We start from the raw sequence: 24,854 nt of genomic DNA, 5'->3' as shown, positions 1-24,854 counted from the left end.
CACGTAAACTGTTAATCGTTTAGTTGAACTTTGGGCATCGTATGGTTTAACTGCCAAGAATAGGTTTTTGGTTAAGAAACAGGACTGGTGCTTTTCTGCTATTAAATTCCGATTACGTATGAAGTTATGGATTTTATGTGTTTTACAAATATTTATGAAGGTGGCTTGCATCGGAAAATCCCCAGTTAAGTGCTACGGTCTCTTGGGTCAGATTAGAATTTTTTAGCTGAAAAGAGGCTCCCTTTACTCGATATTGCAATGCAAAATCAGAAAAGGTCGAACCCATTAGATCTTTGAACAAAGCCGTGAATTTAGTTACGGACATGCGGCAGGCCAAAGCTGCCTCTTTGGTGGTTATGAGCCTTTTTTCTTCAAAAATCAAGCGTAAGGCTCCTTGAATGAAGACTCTATGCCCATGATTTGATTTTTGCAAGGGAACTTTCCATTCTTCCATGAGGGAAAGCAACAATTCAAATAAATATATTTTGGCCCAGTCCGCATCATATTTTTTGGAAAACCTTTGTTGGACTTTTTTTGCCAGATTCTTTATTTCGTCCTTCAAATTTGCTGCTGTCCTAGGTCTATCCATTGGTGGAACCATAAATGTTGACGTCATATCCCTATCTAAAAAAAGTGTGGTTGCCAAATATCTTGGGTCGATAACAAATACAGCCACCTCACAAGGTGCCTCCAGTATTTCAAAACCATGTGGTTCCCACATATTGCAAAACCAAACCTCCCCTGGCCCTATTTCTATATCGTATCCTAGGTAGGAGCGTTTCATTTTACCTTTCAATACTACTCCCAGTTCGAATTCATAATGCATGTCAAACCAACCTTCTTCCCTGTTTTCATGCCTGTTCAATAAGATTTGGATGGGCTTGTTATCGTCAAGTTCAAAATAAAAGCGTTTAAAATCATCTATCTGTGCTCCTTTTATCATATCCTTTCATGATTTTACAAAAAATATGAAGTAATTTACAAAAAGACACATATAAGAATTGACCATATTTGAAATTAAACTTCAATCAAGGCAATTACAATTTGTTCTTGGGAATGAGTTTATCACTACTGATTAGAAACTCGGACACACAGTAAACCGGAAAATCGAGGTTGTTTTTTGAACGGATTTATTAGTTAGGCACATCTGGTTTATTAACAATCAAATGGAGCATTTCTTAATTATGAATTTTTATGGAACATTTTGATGCCATCGTTATAGGGTCGGGAATATCTGGGGGCTGGGCCGCCAAAGAACTTTGCGAACAAGGTCTAAAAACACTGGTACTGGAAAGGGGTAGGGATGTAGAACATATCAAAGATTACCCTACCATGACCATGAACCCTTGGGATTTTGAACACAGGGGGCAAATGACTAAAAAGTTCCAAGAAGAAAATCCGCTAATTACCAAAGCATCTGGATTTGGCGAAGACACGGCCCATTTTTTTATAAAGGATGTGGACCACCCCTATGTGCAGGAAAAACCATTCGACTGGATACGAGGGTATCAAGTTGGCGGCAAATCCCTGATTTGGGGAAGGGCCTGTCAACGTTGGAGCGATTACGAGTTCAAAGCACCTGAAAAGTACAATTATGGGATAGGTTGGCCCATTGATTATAATGATATTGCCCCATGGTACTCCCATGTGGAGAAATTCATTGGCGTATGTGGTAATAAGGATGGTATTGAGTCCATGCCAGATGGGGAATTTTTGCCCCCCTTCGAACTGAACTGCGTTGAGGAACACATGAAAAGTACACTCGAAGAACATTTCCCTGGAAGATATTTGGTTCAAGGAAGGTGGGCACATCTCAGTGAACCAGAACAAACCCATTTGGACCAAGGTAGGGGCAAGTGCCTTTGTCGCAACAAGTGTATGAGAGGATGTCCGTTCGGAGGGTACTTCAGTTCTAACACCTCCACATTGCCCTGGGCCGAAAAAACAGAAAACCTTACGATAAGACCCTTTTCAGTGGTACATTCCATCGTTTATGATGAAGATTCGGGAAAGGCTTCAGGTGTCAAGGTCATTGATACCAACACCAAAGAAGAGTTTATCTTCAGTGCCAGAATTATTTTTGTCAACGCATCGGCACTCAATTCCAATTTGATTTTACTCAACTCCAAATCAAATCGTTTTCCCAATGGTCTGGGCAACGATCATGACTTATTGGGAAGATATATTGGGTTTCATATTTATAGGGCAGGTGCAGGCGGAAAAATCAGCGGATATGAGGACAAATATTATTATGGTTCAAGACCATCCGAATGTATTATTGCCAATTATCGTAATCTAAAGGAACAGGATACCGATTTTCTTGGTGGATATACCATTTTTACAGGAGCTTATCGGAACAGGGCCGAAGAAATCCCAGACGAAACACCTCAGCTTGGTGCAGCTTTTAAGCATAAACTAAGTAAACCTGGAAACTGGCAAATCTATATGTACATGCAGGGCGAAACTATCCCAAAAGCATCAAACAGAGTTTACTTGAGTCCAGATAAGACAGATGATTGGGGTATTCCTTTGCTAGTCACAGATGTTGGTTATGATGAAAATGATGAGAAAATGATCAATGATTTTCTTGTGGAAAGTCGTCGCATGCTTGAAAAAATAGGTTGTACCAATATAGTTACACAGGACAACAACCAGGCTCCTGGGTTGGATATCCATGAAATGGGGGGTGTACGAATGGGAAAAGACCCCAAGACCTCTCTTTTGAATGAATACAACCAGATGCATGGATGCAAAAATGTATTTGTGACCGATGGCGCTTGTATGACCAGTACGGGCAATCAAAGTCCATCCATTTTGTATATGGCACTTACAGCGCGGGCGGCAACCTATGCAGCAGCCCAGTTTAAAAAAGGTTTACTATAATAAATTTAGAATATGGACAAAAAAGTCGGAGTGGGACTCGTCGGTTCTCAATTCATATCAAGTATACATGCCGATGCCTTGAGCAGGGTATCGGATGCAGAGATTTTAGCGGTAATGTCACCAACAAAAGGCCATGCCGAAAACTTTGCCAAAAAGTTCAACATTCCCAATCATTTTACCGATTTGGATGAAATGCTGGCAATGCCACAAATAGACATGGTGGTCATTGGCGCACCCAACTATCTGCATTGCGATATTACTTTAAAAATAGCAAAGGCAGGCAAACATGTAGTGGTTGAAAAGCCTTTGTGCATGAACCTTAAGGAAGCCGATTCGATGATCGATGCCTGCAAACAGGCCAATGTCAAACTCATGTATGCCGAAGAACTTTGTTTTGCTCCCAAATATGTTCGTTTAAAGGCTTTGTTGGACGAAGGGGCCCTTGGAGACCCCGTACTTTTTAAACAATCCGAAAAACACGACGGGCCCCATGCCGACCACTTTTGGGATATTGAACGTTCTGGAGGTGGAGTAACCATGGACATGGGCTGCCATGCCATCCAATTCTTTAGATGGTTGCATCCCAAAAAAAATATCAAATCGGTGTATGCACAAATGATGACCAGTGTGCACGGCGATAAAACAGAAGGTGAGGACAACTCCATTATTATTCTGGAGTTCGAAGATGGTGTAACGGCTGTCATGGAAGAAAGTTGGACCAAACTTGGTGGTATGGACGACAAGGCCGAAATACATGGCTCTGAAGGGGTTGCCTATGCAGATATACTCCAAGGCAGCTCCATCCAAACATACAGCAGCAAAGGAGTGGGCTATGCGGTGGAAAAGGCGGGGAACACCATTGGATGGAGCTACACGATGTTTGAAGAGAGTTGGAACTATGGCTTTCCGCAGGAATTTGAACATTTTGTGGATTGTGTCAAAAATGACAAAAAACCCTTGGTGACAGGGGAAGACGGTAAAGCTGTACTGGAAGTGATACTTGCTGCCTATGAATCGGCGGGCACAGGAAAAAAAGTGCAGCTTCCCTTCAAGTCAAATGTGGACAAACCCTATAAATTGTGGAAGAAGGTAAAGTAGTTACATTCTTGTTATTCTAAACAAATCAAAAACATGGAAAGAAGAAATGCCTTAAAACTTACGGCCACCATTCTGGGAGGAAGTGTCATAGGAGCCCAATTTTTTTTGTCGGGCTGTGTTGTGCCCCCCAAGAAAAGGTCTGAAATGGTGACCAATGACGATGTTCACTTTCTTGATGAAATAGGCGAAACCATTCTTCCTGACACAGACGAGTCCCCTGGGGCAAAAGCAGCTCATATTGGAGCATTTATGAAAACAATCGTAAATGACTGTTATAGCAAAGATGAAGCCTTAATCTTTATCAGTGGTTTGGATAAAATCGAGGAAAGATCCATAGATGGATTTCGAGAATCATTTCTCTCTTTATCGAATGAAAAAAAACTAAATCTACTTACCCAATTTGATGAGGAGGCCAAAAAAGCCACATCTTTGGAGAAGCCCCATTTTTTCACCATGCTCAAAGAGCTTACCGTTTGGGGTTATTTTACTTCTGAGATTGGTGCGACCCAAGCCCTTCGTTACAATCCAGTTCCCGGTAGATTTGAAGGCTGCATTCCCTATACAGATGAAAGCGCTTGGATATCATGAACAACCAATTCTTTGAAGACTATGAAGCGATGAGCGCACATGCGGGCCATATTGTACTCTCAGAACTTAAAAGGAAAGAAAACCTTCGTATTTGTGCAGCTACCGGAAACTCCCCGACAGGGACCTACGAGTTTTTGGCAAGGCAATATTTGAATGGGCCAGAGCTTTTCAAAAAGCTCCATATTGTAAAATTGGATGAATGGGGCGGGCTGCCCGATACACACCCAGGCTCTTGTGAGTATTATTTACAGGAACACCTTCTAAGTCCCTTACATATTCCCAATGATCGATACACTGGTTTTATCACCAACCCACAAAATGCTTCGAAAGAATGTAAAAGGATTCAACAAAAGATTGAAAATGATGGTTTAATCGATTTGTGTATTTTGGGATTGGGGAAGAACGGACATATTGGCTTTAATGAGCCTGATCACCACTTGCAGCCATTTTGCCATGTGGCTCAACTTTCGGAGGCATCACAAAGGCATGGTATGGTCAAGGATTTGGATATAAAACCATCGTTCGGAATGACGCTGGGTATGCAAAACATCCTCTCTGCCAAAAGAATAATCCTCTTGATTTATGGAACGGGCAAAGAAGAAGTACGCTCCAAACTGAAGAAAAAAAACATAACTACCCAATTGCCTGCTACTTTCTTATGGCTTCACCCCAAGGTTGATTGTTTGCAAGTAAAAAGTACCTAGTGGCCCATGAAGGGTTTGGATTGAATCGTTTATTTGAACTTTGTTTCAACTTCAGTTATTAATAGTTACACGTATTTAATCCATTTTAATTGCCTAACAAATGCTCCGAATAAACGGATTTCACCTGCGAAAGTCAAATACCAAGTGTCTTTAATATAGTCAATTACAACCTTATTCGGTTAACACTTTCAAAATAAAATTTTACTAACCGAATTACAAACCAAAAAAGGTCAAATCAAACCATATCAAATGATAGCTCAAAAAAGTCAAAACCTTGCAAATCAATAAAATATGCAAGGTTTTGATTTTGTTTAAACTTAAAAAGTGACCCAGGGAGGATTCGAACCCCCAACCCTCAGAGCCGAAATCTGATATTCTATCCAGTTGAACTACTGGGCCATTTACTATTTATGAACTCAATTTTGCTTTGACGATGGCAGAAATGGTCTTCCCGTCGGCCTGTCCGGCCAATTCCTTGGAAACAATTCCCATTACCTTGCCCATGTCTTTCATGCCCGAAGCACCAACAGAGTCAATGGCCATTACAACTACTTTTTCTATTTCTTCTTCGGTAAGTTGCTCTGGCAAAAACTTTTCGATAACGGCCACTTGTGCCAGTTCGGGTTCCGCCAAGTCCCCACGGCCCTGTTCTTGGTAAATCGCCGCACTGTCCTTGCGTTGCTTCACCAATTTTTGAACCAGTTTAATTTCGTCTTCCTCGGACAATTCAGCACCACCACCCTTATCGGTCTTTGCCAACAAGATAGCGGACTTAACTGCTCGCAATGATTCCAAGGCAACGGTATCTTTTGCCTTCATCGCGGCCTTCATTTCTATCATCACCTTTTCTTGCAAACCCATGTGTTCTGATTTAGTTCGCGAAGATAAAAAATAAACCCGTAAGTTTCGCTACTTCCGGGTTTATGCTTTCCATTTAAATGGACATTAATTTAAACACTACTAATCAACATTATCGTGCAAAAAAGAGTTGTTGGAACGCAATTGCAAATCATCATTGCTGTCCTCACCCAATGATGTTCTTGACACCTTTTGCTCCCTTGGAACATCGTTTAGGTCCACTCCTTGGCGTTTGTATGCCGGCTCTTTTTCAATATCGTCTATACTGTTCCTATTATTCTGGAACTTGTAGTTGAAGTTTTTCAACTTTCTTCTGCGCTCATCTGCACGATCCTTCAAAATATCGCTGATGGAACTGTTCATTGGGTCCAGATTATTGATGGTCTCTTCGTTTTGTCCAGAACCTTCAATTTTTCCTTCAGCCTTTTTTACGGTTTTCTTCTCAAAAACAAGTTCGTTCTCCACCAGTTTTGGCTCATGGGTTTCCGCTTTGGATTTGGCCCCTGTCAATTTGTTTTCCAACTCCATGTACTCTTGTAGGTCGTATCGGGTCTCACCTTCTTTCTTATATTCCAAAACGGGCTTAACCTCCACATAATCGTTCACTTCCACATCCCCTATACCATCATCCAAGTTAAAGGTTACCGTATGTTCTTTTTCCTCCTCTTCCTCTTCAGGTTGACTATTCAAGGGCATATCAAAGCTTAAGGTGAACTGGTCCTCACTGCTCTTAGGAGATACTTCTTCAGCATCTTCTACATCAATATTGTTGATTACATTTTTAGCTTCAATGATCACAAAATCATCCTCTACCGGTTCGGCAACCACTTCCTCGTAAAACACATTGAAGTTTCGGATATAGTTGGTCGTTGGGATCAATTCTGGATTCTTGGCCTGCATTTTTGGGGAGGCGTCTTCTTTTCCATCCTCCATATCCAATGTATGCTTCACTACCGTTGGTTCTGGCTCAGGTGCTGGTTCTGGTTCTGGTTCAGCAACCGTTCTTTTTTCCGCTTTAACTTCCTGTACCGATGTAGCTTCGGGAGTTAGGTCTTGTTCTGCTGTTTGCTCATCTTCCAAGGTGTAAAATACCTTTTTGGACTCCGTATTTACAATATTATCCTGCTGATCCACATTAAAACCTGTGGCAATCACCGTTACAGCAATGGCTTCACCTAGATTTTCATCTTCACCTACCCCCATAATGATGTTGGCTCCATGACCGGCCTCAATCTGGATATGATCGTTGATTTCCCCGATTTCGTCAATGGTGATCTCTTGGGAACCGGAAACAATGAGCAATAATACGTTTTTGGCTCCATTGATTTTGTTATCGTTCAGCAATGGGGAATCCAGTGCCTTCATAATGGCTTCGGTAGCCCTTGCCGAGCCTGAAGCTGCCGCCGACCCCATAATGGCCGTTCCGCTATTGGAAAGTACGGTCTTGGCATCCCTAAGGTCAATATTCTGTGTGTAGTGGTGGGTAATTACCTCTGCGATACCTCTTGCCGCAGTGGCCAATACCTCATCCGCCTTAGAGAAACCGGCCTTAAACCCAAGATTACCGTATACTTCCCTAAGTTTGTTGTTGTTGATTACAATTAATGAATCCACGTTGGCACGCAGTTTCTCGATCCCAATCTGGGCCTGTTTGTTACGCATGGCACCTTCAAACTGGAAAGGCATGGTAACAATGCCTACCGTAAGAACATCCATTTCCTTGGCTATCTTAGCAATAACAGGGGCTGCTCCAGTACCGGTCCCCCCGCCCATTCCTGCGGTAATGAATGCCATTTTGGTGTTGTTGTCCAGCATAGCCTTTAAATCTTCCATGCTTTCCAAGGCTGCCTGCTCTCCTACCTCGGGGTTGGCTCCCGCTCCCAATCCTTCGGTAAGGGTTACCCCCAATTGAATTTTGTTGGATACCGGGCTGTTTTGCAAGGCCTGTGCATCGGTGTTGCAGATTACAAAATCCACTCCATTGATACCGGCCTGAAACATGTGATTGATAGCGTTGCTTCCTCCACCGCCTACGCCGATAACTTTAATTACGTTGCTTTTGTTCTTGGGCAAATCAAAAGCTATGTTGTCAAATTCAGTGTTCTTACTCATGACAGTTTTGTGTTTCTCTTATGAGGTTATTATTCTGCATTGTCCAAAAAGTCCTTCAACTTTTCTGACCATTTGTCAAAAATGGATTTTCTCTCCGTATGCGGAGCCCCATTTGTTTTGGCTCCCATATCGTGTTCTTGGCCTACCAAAACCTCTTCTTCGTGCATCTCTTCTTGATCCACTATGCGGTTTTTCTTTTTGGCCTCCAAGGAATTCATAAGCAATCCAACAGCAGTTGCGTATAATGGACTGGCAACTTCCTCATCGGAGTCACCTGCAAGGTGCTCATTGGGGTAGCCGATTCGTGTATCCATACCGGTAATGTATTCCACCAATTGCTTTAAATGCTTCAGTTGGCTTCCCCCTCCGGTAAGGACAATTCCTGCGATCAATTTTTTCTTTTGTTCCTCGTGCCCATAGTTCTTAATCTCCACATACACTTGCTCCACAATCTCCACGACACGGGCGTGAATGATCTTGGAAAGGTTTTTTAAGGTGATTTCTTTGGGTTCACGGCCCCTTAACCCAGGAATGGACACAATTTCGTTGTCCTTGTTCTCTCCCGGCCAAGCGGAACCAAATTTTATCTTTAACAACTCGGCTTGCTTCTCGATGATGGAGCAGCCTTCTTTGATGTCTTCCGTTATCACGTTGCCTCCAAATGGAATGACGGAGGTATGACGGATGATTCCATCCTTGAAAATGGCAAGGTCTGTGGTTCCACCTCCTATATCGATCAAAGCAACACCGGCTTCTTTTTCTTCCTGGCTCAACACTGCATCGGCCGAGGCCAAGGGTTCCAAAGTGATGTTTCCTAAATCCAATCCGGCACTTTTGATGCATCTCCCGATATTTTTTATGGATGACACCTGCCCCACCACCACATGAAAGTTGGCTTCCAATCGACCGCCGTACATGCCCACGGGTTCCTTGATCTCGGATTGCCCGTCCACTTTGTACTCCTGTGGCAATACATGGATAATTTCCTCACCGGGAAGCATCACCAATTTGTACACTTGGTTGCACAGTTTGTCCAAATCTTCATTATCAATTACCTCTTCGGAATTGGGTCGGGTTATGTAATCGCTGTGGTGCAGGCTTCGAATATGCTGACCCGCAATACCCACAACCACGGAACCGATTTTTAGGCCCGAATTCAACTCGGCTTGTTCCACCGCTTGCTGAATGGACGAAATAGTCTGTGTGATATTGTTGACCACCCCACGGTGAACACCCAAACTTTTAGATCGTCCGGTGCCCAAAACCTCTATTTTTCCATACTCATTTTCCCTACCGATGATCGCTACGATCTTGGTAGTCCCAATATCCAACCCAACTGAATAATTACCTTGTTCCATACTTTATATTTTGGTGCAAACCACTTGATTGTTGAACTCCAAACTAACTGTTGCATAATCTTCCAAGGAGTTGTCCTTGGCCGCCTTTGCATAAAAGGCCATAAAATTTTTGAACTTTTTGTTCAAATTGTCCACTCCGCCCAAATTCACCACAAAATTTTCCATACGCAATTTGAGCTGATACTTTCCTTCGCTTTCAATATGTATGCCGATGACATTCTTCCTTAAAAAATCATCGTTGTTGATATAATCCAAAATCACATAGGCATCCTCAAGGGTTTTCCCTGTAATTTTTCCTGTAATTATCGGAACCCTTGCCGAATGGTGCTTGGATAAAGGCATACGTTCACCCAAATCATCCAAATAAAATTTGGAGACACTTTCCACTCTCCCTATTGGCTTTCGCTGAACGATCTTGGACACAAGCTCCCCGTTTACAGTAAGATAGACCTGGGCGTTTTTGACCATGTCATTGGATAGCACAATCTCCTCTATAGTATTCAAAACTAACTGTTCTTTGGGCGTATTTTCTAGGGCTCCGTAATTTTGTATTAACAATTTATTAACCGCATCTTCAGTTAAATACAAATTGTTTTCACCAACAAATTTTACCGTCACATTCTGGACTGTTCGCTGTTGATTTCTTTGTTCGGCAAAACCGTAAAGCGCAACTACGGCCACCGACAAAAATGCCAATTTTATGTAATCCCAATTAATGCGCATGACTCAATACTTTTTTGATTTTTGGCACTTCCAGTCCAATATCCCCTGCACCAAGAGCAACCAAAACCCCTGATTTGCAGTTTCTTACCTCTTCCAACAATGCTGATTTAGAAATCAGCTTTTTATTGGGGTTCTCTATTTTTTCCAATAACCACTGTGAGGTTACCCCCTCAACCGGTTCTTCCCTTGCCGGGTAAATATCCAGCAGGATCACCTCATCAAAATCTGAAAGACTTGAAGCAAAATCATCCACAAAATCCTTTGTCCTTGAGAAAAGGTGTGGTTGAAAGATAACGGTCACTTTCTCACCTGCATGCATTTCCCGTATGGCTTGATGCACCGCACTGATCTCTGTTGGATGGTGGGCGTAATCATCTATAAACACAAAGTCCTTTTCCTTAATCTGATAGGAGAACCTACGCTGCACCCCTTTGAAGGTCCCCAAGGCTTTGGCTAGGCGTTGTGGCGAACAGCCAGTTTGTACCGCCATCGCAAAAGCAGCTAATCCATTGAGCAAATTGTGCCTTCCGGGCTTATTGAACTTTACATTCTTGATTACCTCCGATGGTGTTATTAGATCAAATATGTAGGCGCCGTGTTCAATTTCAATATTTTCTATGCAGTAATCAGCTCCATCTTCAATGCCAAAGGTGGTGCCTTCCAAAGGAAGACCTTTGTGCACGAACAATTTTCCATTGGGCTTGATCCTACCTACAAACTCCCTAAAAGAGTGTTCCAATTCTTCTTTGGTGCCGTAAATATCCAAGTGATCGGCATCCATGGATGTTACACAAGCCACAGTTGGGGTCAAACGAAGGAACGAACGATCAAATTCATCAGCCTCCACCACCGAATATTCAGTGCCGTCCAACACAAAATTACTGTTGAAGTCCTCCGAAATCCCACCAAGGAAAGCGGTCAACGGCAATCCACATTCTTTGAGCAGATGTGCCAAAATGCAGGTGGTGGTGGTTTTACCGTGTGTACCCGCAACGGCCAAGCAAAAAGAATCCTTGGTAATAATCCCCAATACCTCGGAACGTTTTTTTAGATTGAATCCTTGGCTTTTGTAAAATTGAAATTCTGAATGTGAAGACGGTACGGCCGGCGTATACACCACCAAAGTGTTTGGATGTTTGAAAGTGTCCGAAATCAAATCGACATTGTCTTCAAAATGGACCGAAATGCCCTTTTCCATCAACCCATCGGTAATGGGTGTCGGGGTTCGGTCGTATCCGGCAACCTCCTTGCCCACAAATTTGAAATAGCGTGCCAGGGCGGACATACCTATGCCTCCTATGCCAATAAAATAAACGCTATGTATATCCTTCAAATTCACTTCAACAATTTTTCAATTTCATCCACAATATGCTCCGTTGCCTTGGGCATGGCCATTTTTTTAATGTTTTTTCCCAGTTTGTCCTGAGCCTCTTTCGAAGCCACTAAGTTTGAAAAACTGGTTTCAAATTCGGCATCCAACTCAACTTCCCGTAGCATAATGGCAGCATCCTTGACCACCAAAGCTTTTGCATTTTGGGTTTGATGATCTTCTGCCACGTTGGGCGATGGGATAAAAATCACCGGCTTGCCCACCAAACAGAGTTCCGAAACCGAACCTGCTCCCGCTCTGGATATAATCACATCTGCTGCCGCGTAGGCCAAATCCATTCGGTTTACAAAGGCCGATACCTTTACGGACCCGGAATTGTATTTTTTATACTCCTTATGATATAGTTTACCACATTGCCAAAGGACCTGCAATCCTTGCCCCGCAAAAAATTCGAGCTCCTTTTCAATCAACTGGTTGATTCTTCGAGCCCCAAGGCTACCTCCCAAAACAAGAACTGTTTCTTTGTTTCCATCCAGTCCAAAAAAGTTGCTCGCTTCTTGCTTGTTTTCTTTTACATCCACCAAATCGGTTCGGATGGGATTTCCGGTCTTTACAATCTTTTCCTTTGGAAAAAAACGTTCCATACCATCGTATGCCACACAAATTTTTTCCGCTTTTCCCGCCAATAGCTTGTTGGTGATGCCCGCAAAGGAATTCTGTTCTTGCAGTACACAGGGAACACCCAAGCTTTCGGCCATTCGCAACAATGGCCCGCTCGCAAAACCTCCCGTGCCAATGGCGACATGGGGCTTAAATTGTTTCACTATTTTGCGCGCTTCCAACAAACTACTTATCAGTTTAAATGGAAACATGAGATTTTTCAATGTCAGTTTCCGTTGTATTCCACTTATCCACAAGCCTTTAATCTTATAACCGGCCTGCGGCACTTTTTCCATTTCCATTTTGTCCTTGGCTCCAACGAACAAAAATTCCGCATCAGGGTATCTTTTCTTCAGCTCGTTCGCAATGGCCACCGCAGGATAAATATGTCCTCCCGTTCCTCCTCCAGAAAGTATAAACCTATAGTTGTCCACTTAATACTTCTAAAGGGTTCGTTTCATCCATTCCGTGGGATTCCTCCTCCAAATTTTCTTTTCTATTGCTAGCACTTAGTACGATCCCAATTGCCATACAGGTCATCCAAATCGAGGTTCCTCCCATACTGATCAAAGGCAGCGGTTGCCCCGTAACCGGAAATAGCTGTACCACTACCGCCATATTGATGAAAGCTTGGAACACGATCGGCAATCCCACGCCTATCACCAGTAATTTTGAAAAAACCGTTTTGGACGAGTGTGCCACGACCACAATCCGAAATAACAGTAACAGATAGAAAAACAGCAATGCCCCTCCTCCCAACAAGCCATATTCCTCTATGATAATGGCAAAAATGAAATCCGACGTACTTTGGGACAACATATTCTTCATTACGCTCTTTCCTGCCCCCTTGCCCACTACGCCACCTTCGGCAACGGCAATCTGCGCCAAGGTCAGCTGGTGCAGATCATCTTTATCCGCTTGCTCTGGGTGGATAAAGGTTTCTATCCGTGATTTCCATGTCCCCGCCCTGGCCGGTAACACCTCGGGGGCCTTGAAAAGTACAAACAGGAACATGCCCGCAAATACAATCCCTGTTGCCACCATGGCGAACAAATATTTTAAAGGATACCCCCCCAAAAAACACAACACCAACACCATTAAACTGATAATGGCGGCGGTTGAAAAGTTTTCGGGCAAAATCAACAGAACCACAAGGGCGACAGGCAACCAAAGCGGTAAAATACTTTCCTTGAACGTGATTCTTGTATCCTTGATCTTGGTCAGGTACCTGGCAATCCAAATCATCAAGACCACTGCTGCCAAAGTTGATGTTTGAAAGTTTACACCCACCAATGGAATTTTAATCCAGCGGTTTGCGGTCACTCCACCAATGCGTGTTTCCACGGTCAGTGTGTAAATCAACAGTAATATTACAATGGGCATGGCAATTATGGACAGCCCTTTAAAGTAATGTGTAGGTATCTTGTGCACGGCATAAATAATGCCGAAGCCCAAGAACAAGAGCACAGCATGTTTTACCAAATGCCCCAAAGTGGTCCCATCGCCATTGACGTAGACCAAATTGGTACTGGCACTGTACACTGGCAAAAATGAGAAAAGGGCCAAGAGGGCCACTACGCCCCAAATGGCTTTATCACCTTTCAGATTTTTGAATATTGCCAACACGTTCTACAAATTTTTTATCGCGTTTTTAAATTGATCTCCCCGATCTTCATAATTTTTGAAAAGGTCGAAACTGGCACAGGCGGGCGACAACAAAACGGCGTCTCCCCGCTCGGCGATCTTATAGGCCACTTTTACAGCCTCCTCCATGGAATAGGTCTCGACCATAAGGTCGATAACGTTTCCGAAAGCATCCTTTAACTTGGAACTATCCGCTCCCAAGCAAACAATGGCCTTTACCTTTTCCCTTACCAATGGCATCAACTCGGAATAATCGTTTCCTTTATCCACGCCCCCTGCAATCCAAACAATGGGCTTTTTAATGCCATCCAAAGCATAAAAAGTGGCATTCACGTTGGTCGCCTTGGAGTCGTTGATGTATTCCACATGGTTGATCTTCAATACATTTTCCAATCTATGGGGTACCCCCTGAAAAGATTGGATACTCTGGCGAATTGTCTCTTTTCTGACCTTGACCAGCATGGCCGCCATACTAGCTGCCATTGTGTTCTTTACGTTGTGCTGCCCTTTTAAGGCCAAAATATCTTTACTCATTTCCAAGGTTTTATGTTCTAATTTTATTTTTATCGTTTTGTTTTCCAGCCAAGCTCCTTCTTCCAGTTTTCCTTTTATGGAAAAAGGAATCAATTTGGATTGAACAGGATGTTTCTTCAACCAATCCCCAATCACTTCATCATCGGCATCATAAATCAGGTAATCGTTCTTGTCCTGATTCATGGCTATTCTGAATTTGGATGCGATATAATTTTCAAACTTGTAATCATATCTATCCAAATGATCTGGTGTTATGTTGGTGATCACAGCGATATGTGGTTTAAAATCCACAATACCGTCCAACTGAAAGCTGCTTATTTCCAACACATAATGCTCAAAATCTTGCTCAGCCACCATTTTGGCATAGCTATCACCAATGTTTCCCGCCATGCCCGTATGCAATTCACCATCCTTTAAAAGATGGTAGGTAAGCATGGTGGTCGTTGTTTTTCCGTTGCTTCCCGTAATTCCGATCAGGGTGGCATCTGTATATTTTGATGCAAACTCTATTTCAGAAATCACCGGAACACCTCTTTCCACAAGTTTTTTCACCAATGGAACCGTATCCGGAATCCCGGGACTCTTCATCACCAGGTCAGCATTCAGGATTTTAGCTTCGGTATGCTCACCGGACTCCCATTCAATCTCAAAATGTTCAAGAACTTTTTTGTATTTCTCTTTTATGCCGCCCTTGTCCGAAACAAAGACTTCAAATCCTTTTTGTTGCCCCAAAATGGCGGTTCCAACACCACTTTCTCCTCCTCCGAGTATCACCAATCGCCCCATCTATCGAATCTTTAGAGTGACAATACTGATGATTGCCAGCATAATTCCAATAATCCAAAAACGGGTCACTATTTTGCTCTCGTGATACAATTTTTTCTGATAGTGATGATGTAGGGGTGCCATTAAAAATATCCGCTTTCCTTCGCCATATTTCTTCTTTGTGTGCTTGAAATAGCCCACCTGCAACATCACGGACAGCGATTCCGCAAAGAAGATCCCGCATAAAATGGGAATCAACAATTCTTTCCTAACGATAATGGCAATAACTGCAATAACACCGCCAATGGTCAAGCTACCGGTATCTCCCATAAACACTTGGGCCGGATAGGTGTTGTACCATAAAAAACCGACCAGAGCACCCGCAAAGGCAGCTATAAAAACAACCAGCTCGCCTACACGCGGCAAATAGAAAATGTCCAAATAGTCCGAGAATTGTATATTGCCCGACACCCAGGCAAAGATCCCCAGGGTCAATACAATTATGGCCGATGACCCCGCCGCAAGGCCATCAATGCCATCCGTAAGGTTGGCCCCGTTGGAAACTGCGGTCACGATCAAAATTACCACAGGGATAAAGATGAGCCATGCATAATCTTCGGCCCCCTCACCAATCCAAGAGATAAAATCCGCGTAATCCAGTTCGTTGTTCTTAAAAAAGGGAACATTGGTACGTACCGCTTTGGTTTCATCGCCAAAAACCCTTTCTACTTTAAAATTTTCGGTTATGGTGGTCGAATCTTTTTCCTTAATGGTAACCGCTGGGTGAAAATACAGTGTCAATCCAACGATCAAACCCAATCCAACTTGCCCCATTACTTTAAATCCTCCCTTTAACCCTTGCTTATCTTTTTTAAAGGTTTTGATGTAGTCGTCTACAAATCCGATAATGCCCATCCAAATTGTCGTTACGATCAACAGGATGACATATATATTTTTGACATCAGCGAACAAAATCACGGGTAATAAGGTGGATATTATAATGATAAACCCTCCCATGGTAGGTGTTCCCGCTTTTTGCTTCTGTCCTTCCAAGCCAAGGTCGCGGATGCTTTCCCCAATCTGCTTTTTCTGAAGGAACAAGATGATTCGTTTTCCGTAGACCATGGCAATCAATAGCGAGAGCAATACGGACAAGGCAGCCCTGAACGTAAGGAACTGAAAAAGTCCCGCACCCGGCAGTTGGTATTGTTTCTCTAAAAATTCGAACAAGTAGTATAACATGGACTACACTATTTTTTTAGGCTCTCCAGAGCTTCTTTTATTTCTTCGAAATCATCAAAATCGACCCGGACCCCGTTGGTTTCCTGATAGGTCTCGTGGCCTTTTCCCGCCACTAGGATTATATCGTTGGCCAACGCCAGTTTACATGCCGTTTTTATGGCCTGCTTCCTATTTTCAATGGATAGCACCTTTCTTGTGTTCTGGGGTTCCACTCCAGCTTCCATTTCTTCAATTATGGCAGTAGGTGATTCCGTCCTTGGATTGTCGGACGTGAAAATGACCTGATTGCTCATTTCTGAAGCGATATGACCCATAACCGGACGCTTAGACTTGTCACGGTCACCACCACACCCCACTACGGTGATGACGTTTTCATTTCCAGTCCTCAATGCATTGATTGTAATCAATACATTTTTTAGTGCGTCCGGAGTATGGGCATAATCAACAATAGCCGTTATCTTATCTTTTGATATATAATATTGGAACCTGCCATCCACGTTGTCCAGTTCGCTCATCAGCCTGAGGGTCTCCATCTTTTCGAGTCCCAAAATGTCGGCCGTGGCATATATGGCGAGTAAGTTGTACGCATTAAAGTCCCCAATGAGTTTGGACCACAATTCGTTATCGTCCACCTTTAAAAGTTGACCGTTGAACTGCTTTTCCAATATCCGCCCCCTGTAATTGGCAAAGGATTTTAAGGCATAAGTGTATTTTTTGGCTTTGGTGTTCTGTAGCATCACCAAGCCGTTTTTATCATCGATATTGACCAAGGCAAACGCGGTTTTTGGCAAACCATCGAACAATTTTTTCTTGGTGTCCCTGTAGTCCGCAAACGTTTTGTGGTAATCCAAATGGTCGTGGGACAGATTGGTAAAGATGGCTCCTTCAAAACAAAGCCCTTCTGCCCTTTTTTGATGAATTCCATGGGAACTCACCTCCATAAAACAGAACTCCACACCTGCTGCATTCATCTTGGACAAATAATCGTTGATGGTGATCACATCGGGGGTCGTATGGGTGGTCTTGTACTCGCTATCGTCCACCATTACCTTTATGGTGGAAATCAATCCCACCTTAAAACCTGCTTTTTTGAACAGATGGTACAAAAGCGTGGTAACGGTGGTCTTTCCATTGGTGCCCGTAACCCCGACCAGTTTTAAATTCTTGGATGGATTATCATAAAAATTGGAAGCAATAACAGCCAGAGCACTCTTGCAATTGGCCACCTGCAAATAGGTGACCCCATTGACCATTAACTCGGGAAGTTCTTCGCACACTATGGCTCTTGCCCCGGAATCTACGGCCTTTTGAATGTATTTGTGCCCATCGGTAAGGGTACCACGAACGGCAACAAACACATCGTCCATCTCCACTTTTCTGGAATCGAAATGAACATTGTTCACCATCACATTGGTATCTCCGCTCACCGCGGAAAGGCTTACACCATATAATATGTCCTTCAATAACTTCATGAGAGTTGCAATACAATTTTCTTGACCTGCTTTATGTTGGTCCCTTGGTTTACCGATTGATACTTTACTTTTCCATTGCCGTGCACCTCTACTTTAATTCCCAGATTTTCCAACAGGGAAACGGCATCCATACCACTCATACCCTTTACGTTGGGCACGGTATTGTATTTTTTTTGGACTTGGGCATAGTATTGTTGGTACTGTTGCTCCAAGTCTTTATCTTCAATAACATTGATGTCCACCTCATCTACCATAGGTGAAATGGCATGTATTTTCTGCGCCATGGATTTGAATACCGGACCGGAAACATCGGCTCCATAATATCCTTCTTCCTTATCGGGTTCGTGAATTACCACAATGCACGAATATTTTGGATTGTCCGCTGGAAAGTATCCTGCAAATGATGAGATATAGGCCAATTTATCCGGGTTCTTTTCCACATAGTTTTTTTGTGTGGTACCCGTTTTTCCCGCCATTGAAAAGTTTTTGGAGTACAGTTTATGCCCTGTACCATAATCCTTTTCCACTACATCCTTTAATAATTGTTGCGCCTTTTCTACCGTTTCTTTGGAACAGATGGAAGAGTTCAACACCTCCTTGTCAAATCGCTTCAAAACCTTGTTGCCTTCACGTACTTCTTGAATCAACCGAGGTTTTACATATTCGCCGTCGTTGGCAATGGCATTGTAGAAGGCCAAGGTCTGAATCGGGGTCAACGACACTTCGTACCCGTGCGACATCCATCCCAACGAAATTCCAGACCAACCTTTATCACCGGGGTAACGGATTACCGGATCGCCCTCACCAATGATTGGCAAGTCCAATTTTTTATGGAGTCCCATGTTCATCAAGCGGTTGACGAATTTCTCGGGCTGTTGCTTATAATTCTCATTGATGATCTTCGCAAAAGCCGTATTGGAGGAAACCGCAAAAGCCTTAGCTACGCTTATCTTTCCGTATCCGCCCCATTTTGAATCCTTTACGACTCCATCATAAATCCGATACCTACCTTTTTCCGTATCAATGACGGTACTGGTGTCGATTACCTTATCTTCCAAGGCGGCCACTAAGGACATCAATTTAAAAGTGGAACCCGGTTCATGGGATTCACCCACGGCATAGTTCAACTTTTCGTAATACTTTCCTTCAGATGTTCTTCCCAGATTGGAAATGGCCTTGATCTCACCGGTTTTGGCCTCCATCACCACCACACAGCCATGATCGGCCTTATATTTTTCCAATTGCCCCAACAATTCGTGATGGGCTATATCTTGAATATTGATATCGATGGTCGAAACCACGTCAAACCCATCTTGAGGCTCAACAATATTGTCCAACCCAACAGGCTTCCATTGTCCCTTGGCTATTTTTTGCTTTAATCGCTTTCCTTCCTTACCGCGCAAATAGGATTCGCCAAATGCCCCGTCCAAACCTACACGGGTATAGTATCCGTTTTCATCCACGCGCTCGTACCCAATACTCCTTGCCGCCATTTTACCCAAAGGGTACTCTCGAACCACACGATGGGTCTCAATAAATCCGCCCTTGTATGGCCCAAGGTTGAACAGGGGAAACTGTTTGATGCGCACATAGTCCAGATACCCCACATTACGGGCCACCAACTTGTAGCGATTTCCGTTCGCCCTCGCCTTTCGGAACAACTGTCTGTAGTAAGAAGATGGCCTATTGAAGAGTACGCCCAAGGAATCCGACAAGGCGGCCACATTGTTCTGAAAGTTTTCTTGCGAAACGGTTTGGGCGTCAAACCGGATTTCATATTTAGGTACGGATGCGGCCAACAAACTACCATCTTCGGAATAAAGATTGCCACGATTGGGCTCAATGGTGAACATCTTCTCGGTTTGGCTCAAGGCCAACTCCCTGTATTTTTCGCCTTCCACCATCTGAATATCCACCAACTTCACCACCACGGCAATGGCCAACACAAGAAGACCTCCCGCCACGAGGTACAATCTGTTCATGATATTTTTTTCGGTAATGGCCACTATTCCGCTGATTTAACTTTAATTTTTTGGGGAGGGTTTTCCGACGGCACCAGTCCTTTTTCGGCCACCACCTCCCGCAAGGTCGATTCCAATTTTAGTTGCTGCACACTGGAACGGGCTTCAAAAAACTCACTTTTAAGTTTTCGCACTTCCTCGTTCAACTCCGCAATCTCCAATACCTTTCTATCGGCATTATGGCTGCTGGAGATCATCAAAGCCGCCAAGAAAGAGGCAAACAACAAAAACATCCAATTTTTGGGAGCGTCACCGCTTACCAAAAACCTTCCTTTTAATATGTCCAGCAATCCTTTTCTCATTTTGTGTTCCTTTTGCCGTCCCATGAATACGGGAATCTATCCACATCCCATCTTTCGACTGGCCCTTTATATTTTTTCCGCAATGCGGAGCTTTGCACTTCTCGCCCTATTGTTACTGGCTATTTCTTCTGTTGATGGCGTAATCAACTTCCCAACTTTTTTTAATGGAACATTTATGTTCCCATAAAAATCCTTCTCGGGTTCGCCGTCGAACCTACCTGCACGGATAAAGCGCTTTGCCAATCTATCCTCCAAGGAATGGTAACTGATCAAGCTCAACCTCCCCCCTTTGTTCAACATCTCCGGCACTTGTTCCAAAAACTCTTTGAGCACGGCCATTTCCTGGTTCACCTCTATCCTGATAGCTTGATAGATTTGAGCCAAAATTTTGTTCTCTTTCATTTTTGGCAAAAACCTGCTCAAAACCTTTTTCAGATCATCCGTTGTTTTGATGGGCTCACCAGACCGTGCCGAAACAATGGTCTTGGCCATGGCATTTGCATTTCGCAGCTCGCCATACTGAAAAAGTACCGACGCTAAATCTTCTTGGGAATAGGTGTTCACCACCTGAAAGGCCGTCAATTGATTGTTTCTGTCCATTCGCATATCCAAATCCGCATTGAACCGAATGGAGAAACCGCGGTCAGCCTCATCGAACTGATGTGAAGAAACCCCGAAATCCGCCAAGATTCCATCAACTTTCCGAATGCCATAGAACTTTAAATACTGTTTGAGGTAGCGAAAGTTTTGGTTGATCAATTGGAACCTGTCATCATCCAATACATTTTGCAGGGCATCCTCATCTTGATCAAACGCGAACAACTTTCCACCATCACCCAATCTTTTCAAAATTTCCTTGGAGTGTCCTCCGCCACCAAAGGTGACATCCACATACACCCCATTTTCCTTTATGTCCAATCCGTCCACCGACTCCTTCAGCAACACTGGATTGTGGTACACACTACTCATCGTCGTCAAAAATCTCCTCGGCCAGATCGGCATAATCCTTCTCGCCTTCCGCCAAGACCTTCTCGTACTTATCCTTGTTCCAAATCTCGATTTTATCAAAAACCGCGTTCAGAACCACCTCTTTCTCAATTCCAGCGAACTCCACCAAATTTTTTGGAATCTGCAATCTTCCGGAATCCCCATCAATGCCCACTTCTTTCATACCGGCCACAAAGTTTCTCACGAAAGCATCGTACTTTCGGTTGATTTTGCTTTTCTTCATGACTTTCTGCATGAGGACATCGAACTCCTGCTTGGGGTACAATTCCAAACATTGCTGAAAAACCGACCGCTTGATAACAAACCCTTCCTTTAAAACAGGCAACAGCTGATTTTTCAAAGAAATGGGCAACAACACCCTTCCTTTGGAATCAGCTTTGCAATCATGTTGTCCTATGATATGGGTCACTAGAAATCAATTGGTTACTTAATACAACTCAAATATATAGATTTTATTTCCACATTTCTCCACATAACACCACTTTTGTTAATAAATTATCCACTTTTCGATGAAAAACTCCTGATTCGTCCCTAAATCAAACTTGAGATCCACAAACTCATTCAAGAATAGAATTGATCGGATTAAAAAACTTATCGCAGTTCTGATTAAAACCTAAAATCTTTGTGATATGAAATTCCTATATTTGCGCCTCTTACTACCAACTAACTATAGATGGAAGAGCATTTAATCGAGGATGGCAAGTACCGATATATAGAAAAGGGAGAAGGGACTCCCATGATTATATTGCACGGTCTGATGGGGGGGTTGAGCAACTTCCAGGGTGTATCCGAATATTTCCCCTCTAAAGGATATCAGGTGCTTATTCCCGAGCTGCCCATTTACGACATGCCGCTCCTAAAAACCACGGTAAAGAACTTTGCGACATTTTTGGAAGGGTTTATCGAACATAAAGGATTGAAGGATGTTATTCTGCTGGGAAATTCCCTTGGTGGACACATTGGGCTATTGCACACCAAGATGTTCCCGGAAATGGTCAAAGCATTGGTTATTACAGGTAGTTCCGGACTTTACGAGAGTGCCATGGGTGATGGATACCCCAAACGTGGTGACTATGAGTTCATAAAAAAGAAGGCTGAGGACGTATTTTACGACCCCAAAGTGGCCACTAAAGAAATTGTGGACGAGGTTTTTGCCACGGTAAACGATAGGATGAAACTGGTAAAGACACTGGCCATTGCCAAAAGTGCCATCCGGCACAATATGTCCAAAGATCTTCCCCACATGAAGACGCCAACTTGTATTATTTGGGGAGAAAATGATACAGTGACGCCACCAAACGTAGCCAAGGAATTCCATGAATTATTACCGGATTCAGACCTTTATTGGATAGAAAAATGCGGTCATGCCCCTATGATGGAGCACCCCAACGATTTTAACCATATTCTGGAAGCTTGGCTGAAAAAGCGTAACTTCTAGGCATGAAAATCACCTCTGCAGAATTTGTAATGAGCAACTCCAATGTTGCCAAATGCCCCAACGAACCTTTACCGGAATACGCCTTTATCGGCAGGTCAAATGTAGGGAAGTCTTCGTTGATCAATATGTTGGTGGAACGCAAAGCGTTGGCCAAAACATCGGGTCGGCCAGGTAAAACACAGCTCATCAACCATTTTAAGATCAACAACAATTGGTTTTTGGTAGATTTGCCCGGTTACGGCTACGCCAAGGTTTCCAAAAAAGACAAAAGAACATTTCAGAAGTACATCACGGAGTACTTTCAAAAAAGAAAGCAACTTGTCTGTGGTTTTGTTTTGGTGGATATCCGGCATGAACCACAACCTGTAGACCTGGAATTTATGGAATGGCTGGGCACCAACCAGATTCCATTTGCCATTATTTTCACCAAAGCGGACAAACTAAAACCTGCCGTTATTGAAAAACAGGCCAATGCCTACCTTCAAAAATTATTGGAAGGTGCTTGGGAAGAAGTTCCTCCACATTTCACCACTTCCTCCACAAACCGGATGGGCAGGGAAGAACTTTTGGATTTTATTGACGGCATCAACCAAGAGTTTTTCCAGAGCAACAAATAGTTTATATGTTTTATTCCCGGGATCTATAGAGCGGTAAGATAATGCTGTGTTTTACGACTGACCCTATATCTGAAAACAGCTATTTTTAAATAAAAGATTGATACTATGAAATCTGTATTGCACAAAGCAACAACTCGCGGCCATGCTGATCACGGCTGGCTGAACTCCCATCATACTTTTAGTTTTGCAGGCTACAACGACCCTGAGCGTATGCATTTTGGCGTTTTACGTGTCCTTAATGATGATCAGGTAGCACCAGGCAGGGGTTTTGGAACGCATCCGCACGATAATATGGAAATTATCTCCATTCCTTTGGAAGGAGACCTTGAACACAAGGACAGCATGGGCAATACCACCACCATAAAAGAAGGGGATGTTCAGGTGATGAGTGCTGGAACGGGGATTCACCATAGCGAATACAATAAGAACAATGACAAGGAGGTAAAATTCTTGCAGATATGGGTTTTTCCGAACAAAAGAAACGTGGAACCCCGGTACGACCAGATTTCGATAAGGGATATTGAAAAGAAAAATGCCTTTTACCAAGTACTTTCCCCAAACCCTGATGATGAAGGTGTATGGGTTTATCAGGATGCTTGGTTCCACTTGGGAAAATTTGAAGCAGGCGCTACGGACATCTACCAAATAAATAAGGAAGGAAACGGGGTATATGCCTTTGTATTGGACGGCGAAGTTGAGATCAATGGGCAAAAATTGGAAAAAAGGGATGGATTTGGTCTTTGGGAAACAGATTCCTTTGACTTTAAATCAAATACCAACAGTAGGGTATTGCTCATGGAAGTTCCGATGAGCCTGGACAAAATTGGTCGTTAAAACTTTGACCCAAGATAAATTGTCGAGGCTGTCCAAAAAACAATAAATTTTCAGCTTTGTCAGATCAAGTGCAGTCGAGACCTCATTTTTACACATTGAGCCCAATAACTTCTCGACTGCGCTCGAAGTGACAGTGCATCATAATTGATTTCGGACAATCAGTAAAAAATATCCATCAAAATAAATTTTTATGGGAATATTGGTGTTTTAGGATTGCTAAACACCTACTTACCATGAAGACCACAATCAATAACCATACCCCTGGGGGCTTGTTAAAAACCATGTCCATTTTACATCTGGGAATTGCAGCCGCCCCTGTGGTACTTGGCGCCTTTTTTTTTGTTGAAACTGAGGACGCAAAGTTAAGTTTTTCCAACTCCAACGACATATTTTTTACCAAAGTACCCGTTGTTGCATTAGCCAGTATTTTTTTGGGAGACCTTATCTTTAAGAAAATCCTAAAGCCTTGCCCGAAAACGCAACATTAAAGGATAAGTTGGCGAAATTCCAATCCGCTTCCATTGAAGTGGTTTAAACTTTTTTCTTCTTTTTCCTGTTGAATTTTTTAAGAGCTATTACGATGAACGCGAGATAGTTGAACCCTTTCCAGCTTTCGACCGTCGTATCGAACCTGTTGAGCAGCGATCGGAAGCTGTCCATCCA

23 protein-coding genes, 1 tRNA gene and 1 pseudogene are annotated in these 24,854 nt (G+C 43.1%); 8 read left to right on the top strand and 17 right to left on the bottom strand.

All coding sequences use genetic code 11. The features are described 5' to 3' along the window. Window positions 1-142 precede the first annotated feature (142 nt). Window positions 143-943, bottom strand: a complete 801-nt coding sequence (locus tag AC13CC_RS00965; RefSeq protein WP_326278288.1) for a helix-turn-helix domain-containing protein — start codon at window positions 941-943, stop codon at window positions 143-145. Window positions 944-1,194: 251 nt separating this feature from the next. On the opposite strand from AC13CC_RS00965, the gene AC13CC_RS00960 reads away from it, so the two are divergent. Genes AC13CC_RS00960 through AC13CC_RS00945 form a run of 4 tightly spaced genes read left to right on the top strand, consistent with a single transcriptional unit; the run spans window position 1,195 to window position 5,273 of the window. Continuing rightward, window positions 1,195-2,883 (top strand): GMC oxidoreductase, encoded by a 1,689-nt coding sequence (locus AC13CC_RS00960; RefSeq protein ID WP_482875849.1) that lies wholly within the window; start codon window positions 1,195-1,197, stop codon window positions 2,881-2,883. 12 nt (window positions 2,884-2,895) lie between these two features. Continuing rightward, window positions 2,896-3,981 carry a Gfo/Idh/MocA family protein gene (locus tag AC13CC_RS00955; RefSeq protein ID WP_482875848.1) on the top strand — a complete coding sequence of 362 codons (1,086 nt, stop codon included), beginning with the start codon at window positions 2,896-2,898 and terminating at the stop codon, window positions 3,979-3,981. Between the two features lie 33 nt (window positions 3,982-4,014). Then, entirely contained in the window at window positions 4,015-4,569 is a 555-nt protein-coding gene (locus AC13CC_RS00950) for a gluconate 2-dehydrogenase subunit 3 family protein (RefSeq protein ID WP_482875846.1), read from the top strand. Beyond that, complete coding sequence (locus AC13CC_RS00945) at window positions 4,566-5,273, top strand: galactosamine-6-phosphate isomerase (protein ID WP_482875844.1); 708 nt, start codon at window positions 4,566-4,568, stop codon at window positions 5,271-5,273. The genes AC13CC_RS00950 and AC13CC_RS00945 overlap by 4 nt, the downstream gene beginning before the upstream one ends. Window positions 5,274-5,598: 325 nt before the next feature. Here the strand turns inward: AC13CC_RS00945 and AC13CC_RS00940 are convergent. The 15 genes from AC13CC_RS00940 to mraZ all read right to left on the bottom strand — a co-directional run bounded on the left by AC13CC_RS00940 (window position 5,599) and on the right by mraZ (window position 21,711). Further along, window positions 5,599-5,672: transfer RNA gene (locus tag AC13CC_RS00940), tRNA-Arg, on the bottom strand. Between the two features lie 9 nt (window positions 5,673-5,681). Beyond that, window positions 5,682-6,134 carry a GatB/YqeY domain-containing protein gene (locus tag AC13CC_RS00935; RefSeq protein ID WP_482875842.1) on the bottom strand — a complete coding sequence of 151 codons (453 nt, stop codon included), beginning with the start codon at window positions 6,132-6,134 and terminating at the stop codon, window positions 5,682-5,684. Between the two features lie 99 nt (window positions 6,135-6,233). Continuing rightward, window positions 6,234-8,243: a cell division protein FtsZ gene (gene ftsZ / locus AC13CC_RS00930; RefSeq protein WP_482875840.1), complete on the bottom strand. Its 2,010-nt coding sequence runs from the start codon at window positions 8,241-8,243 to the stop codon at window positions 6,234-6,236. Between the two features lie 29 nt (window positions 8,244-8,272). Continuing rightward, a complete protein-coding gene (gene ftsA, locus AC13CC_RS00925) occupies window positions 8,273-9,601 on the bottom strand; it encodes a cell division protein FtsA (RefSeq protein ID WP_326278295.1) in 1,329 nt (442 codons plus the stop codon). A 3-nt stretch (window positions 9,602-9,604) separates the two neighbouring features. Beyond that, window positions 9,605-10,324: a cell division protein FtsQ/DivIB gene (locus AC13CC_RS00920; RefSeq protein ID WP_482875838.1), complete on the bottom strand. Its 720-nt coding sequence runs from the start codon at window positions 10,322-10,324 to the stop codon at window positions 9,605-9,607. Beyond that, window positions 10,314-11,663, bottom strand: coding sequence for a UDP-N-acetylmuramate--L-alanine ligase (gene murC / locus AC13CC_RS00915; protein WP_482875836.1), 1,350 nt, complete (start codon window positions 11,661-11,663; stop codon window positions 10,314-10,316). Before murC ends, AC13CC_RS00920 begins: the two co-directional genes overlap by 11 nt. Beyond that, entirely contained in the window at window positions 11,660-12,748 is a 1,089-nt protein-coding gene (gene murG, locus AC13CC_RS00910) for an undecaprenyldiphospho-muramoylpentapeptide beta-N-acetylglucosaminyltransferase (protein WP_482875835.1), read from the bottom strand. Before murG ends, murC begins: the two co-directional genes overlap by 4 nt. After that, window positions 12,735-13,940, bottom strand: a complete 1,206-nt coding sequence (locus tag AC13CC_RS00905) for an FtsW/RodA/SpoVE family cell cycle protein (RefSeq protein ID WP_326278299.1) — start codon at window positions 13,938-13,940, stop codon at window positions 12,735-12,737. Before AC13CC_RS00905 ends, murG begins: the two co-directional genes overlap by 14 nt. Window positions 13,941-13,943: 3 nt before the next feature. After that, a complete protein-coding gene (gene murD / locus AC13CC_RS00900; protein WP_482875833.1) occupies window positions 13,944-15,278 on the bottom strand; it encodes a UDP-N-acetylmuramoyl-L-alanine--D-glutamate ligase in 1,335 nt (444 codons plus the stop codon). Next, entirely contained in the window at window positions 15,279-16,499 is a 1,221-nt protein-coding gene (gene mraY, locus AC13CC_RS00895) for a phospho-N-acetylmuramoyl-pentapeptide-transferase (protein WP_326278301.1), read from the bottom strand. It abuts the gene before it with no gap. A gap of 8 nt (window positions 16,500-16,507) precedes the next feature. Continuing rightward, complete coding sequence (locus tag AC13CC_RS00890; RefSeq protein WP_482875831.1) at window positions 16,508-17,971, bottom strand: UDP-N-acetylmuramoyl-L-alanyl-D-glutamate--2,6-diaminopimelate ligase; 1,464 nt, start codon at window positions 17,969-17,971, stop codon at window positions 16,508-16,510. Further along, on the bottom strand, window positions 17,968-19,977 hold the full coding sequence (locus AC13CC_RS00885; protein ID WP_482875830.1) for a penicillin-binding protein: 2,010 nt from the start codon (window positions 19,975-19,977) through the stop codon (window positions 17,968-17,970). Before AC13CC_RS00885 ends, AC13CC_RS00890 begins: the two co-directional genes overlap by 4 nt. Then, complete coding sequence (locus tag AC13CC_RS00880) at window positions 19,977-20,294, bottom strand: FtsL-like putative cell division protein (protein ID WP_163625201.1); 318 nt, start codon at window positions 20,292-20,294, stop codon at window positions 19,977-19,979. The genes AC13CC_RS00885 and AC13CC_RS00880 overlap by 1 nt, the downstream gene beginning before the upstream one ends. 66 nt (window positions 20,295-20,360) lie before the next feature. Further along, window positions 20,361-21,263 carry a 16S rRNA (cytosine(1402)-N(4))-methyltransferase RsmH gene (gene rsmH, locus AC13CC_RS00875; protein ID WP_482875829.1) on the bottom strand — a complete coding sequence of 301 codons (903 nt, stop codon included), beginning with the start codon at window positions 21,261-21,263 and terminating at the stop codon, window positions 20,361-20,363. After that, on the bottom strand, window positions 21,256-21,711 hold the full coding sequence (gene mraZ, locus AC13CC_RS00870; RefSeq protein ID WP_326278305.1) for a division/cell wall cluster transcriptional repressor MraZ: 456 nt from the start codon (window positions 21,709-21,711) through the stop codon (window positions 21,256-21,258). The genes rsmH and mraZ overlap by 8 nt, the downstream gene beginning before the upstream one ends. A 264-nt stretch (window positions 21,712-21,975) precedes the next feature. Here mraZ and AC13CC_RS00865 point away from each other — a divergent pair, with 264 nt between their 5' ends. The 4 genes from AC13CC_RS00865 to AC13CC_RS00850 all read left to right on the top strand — a co-directional run bounded on the left by AC13CC_RS00865 (window position 21,976) and on the right by AC13CC_RS00850 (window position 24,679). Further along, window positions 21,976-22,740, top strand: coding sequence for an alpha/beta fold hydrolase (locus AC13CC_RS00865; protein ID WP_293167730.1), 765 nt, complete (start codon window positions 21,976-21,978; stop codon window positions 22,738-22,740). A 2-nt stretch (window positions 22,741-22,742) separates the two neighbouring features. Then, the gene (yihA, locus tag AC13CC_RS00860; protein WP_326278306.1) at window positions 22,743-23,357 is read left to right on the top strand and encodes a ribosome biogenesis GTP-binding protein YihA/YsxC; all 615 of its coding nucleotides are present in this window, start codon (window positions 22,743-22,745) and stop codon (window positions 23,355-23,357) included. Window positions 23,358-23,462: 105 nt separating this feature from the next. Continuing rightward, a complete protein-coding gene (locus tag AC13CC_RS00855; RefSeq protein ID WP_482875827.1) occupies window positions 23,463-24,191 on the top strand; it encodes a pirin family protein in 729 nt (242 codons plus the stop codon). A gap of 233 nt (window positions 24,192-24,424) precedes the next feature. Then, window positions 24,425-24,679 carry a hypothetical protein gene (locus AC13CC_RS00850; protein ID WP_482875825.1) on the top strand — a complete coding sequence of 85 codons (255 nt, stop codon included), beginning with the start codon at window positions 24,425-24,427 and terminating at the stop codon, window positions 24,677-24,679. A gap of 43 nt (window positions 24,680-24,722) precedes the next feature. Here the strand turns inward: AC13CC_RS00850 and AC13CC_RS00845 are convergent. Then, a pseudogene (locus tag AC13CC_RS00845) lies at window positions 24,723-24,854 on the bottom strand (IS5 family transposase); the annotation flags it as partial.

The organism is Flagellimonas sp. L-11 (assembly GCF_056857735.1).
This window is presented reverse-complemented; position numbering and strand designations above follow the sequence as displayed.

Coding starts and splice junctions, on each gene's coding strand:
- AC13CC_RS00965 (WP_326278288.1), bottom strand. CDS start 943: ATGATAAAAGGAGCACAGATAGATGATTTTAAACGCTTTTATTTTGAA.
- AC13CC_RS00960 (WP_482875849.1), top strand. CDS start 1,195: ATGGAACATTTTGATGCCATCGTTATAGGGTCGGGAATATCTGGGGGC.
- AC13CC_RS00955 (WP_482875848.1), top strand. CDS start 2,896: ATGGACAAAAAAGTCGGAGTGGGACTCGTCGGTTCTCAATTCATATCA.
- AC13CC_RS00950 (WP_482875846.1), top strand. CDS start 4,015: ATGGAAAGAAGAAATGCCTTAAAACTTACGGCCACCATTCTGGGAGGA.
- AC13CC_RS00945 (WP_482875844.1), top strand. CDS start 4,566: ATGAACAACCAATTCTTTGAAGACTATGAAGCGATGAGCGCACATGCG.
- AC13CC_RS00935 (WP_482875842.1), bottom strand. CDS start 6,134: ATGGGTTTGCAAGAAAAGGTGATGATAGAAATGAAGGCCGCGATGAAG.
- ftsZ (WP_482875840.1), bottom strand. CDS start 8,243: ATGAGTAAGAACACTGAATTTGACAACATAGCTTTTGATTTGCCCAAG.
- ftsA (WP_326278295.1), bottom strand. CDS start 9,601: ATGGAACAAGGTAATTATTCAGTTGGGTTGGATATTGGGACTACCAAG.
- AC13CC_RS00920 (WP_482875838.1), bottom strand. CDS start 10,324: ATGCGCATTAATTGGGATTACATAAAATTGGCATTTTTGTCGGTGGCC.
- murD (WP_482875833.1), bottom strand. CDS start 15,278: ATGGGGCGATTGGTGATACTCGGAGGAGGAGAAAGTGGTGTTGGAACC.
- mraY (WP_326278301.1), bottom strand. CDS start 16,499: ATGTTATACTACTTGTTCGAATTTTTAGAGAAACAATACCAACTGCCG.
- AC13CC_RS00890 (WP_482875831.1), bottom strand. CDS start 17,971: ATGAAGTTATTGAAGGACATATTATATGGTGTAAGCCTTTCCGCGGTG.
- AC13CC_RS00880 (WP_163625201.1), bottom strand. CDS start 20,294: ATGAGAAAAGGATTGCTGGACATATTAAAAGGAAGGTTTTTGGTAAGC.
- rsmH (WP_482875829.1), bottom strand. CDS start 21,263: ATGAGTAGTGTGTACCACAATCCAGTGTTGCTGAAGGAGTCGGTGGAC.
- AC13CC_RS00865 (WP_293167730.1), top strand. CDS start 21,976: ATGGAAGAGCATTTAATCGAGGATGGCAAGTACCGATATATAGAAAAG.
- yihA (WP_326278306.1), top strand. CDS start 22,743: ATGAAAATCACCTCTGCAGAATTTGTAATGAGCAACTCCAATGTTGCC.
- AC13CC_RS00855 (WP_482875827.1), top strand. CDS start 23,463: ATGAAATCTGTATTGCACAAAGCAACAACTCGCGGCCATGCTGATCAC.
- AC13CC_RS00850 (WP_482875825.1), top strand. CDS start 24,425: ATGAAGACCACAATCAATAACCATACCCCTGGGGGCTTGTTAAAAACC.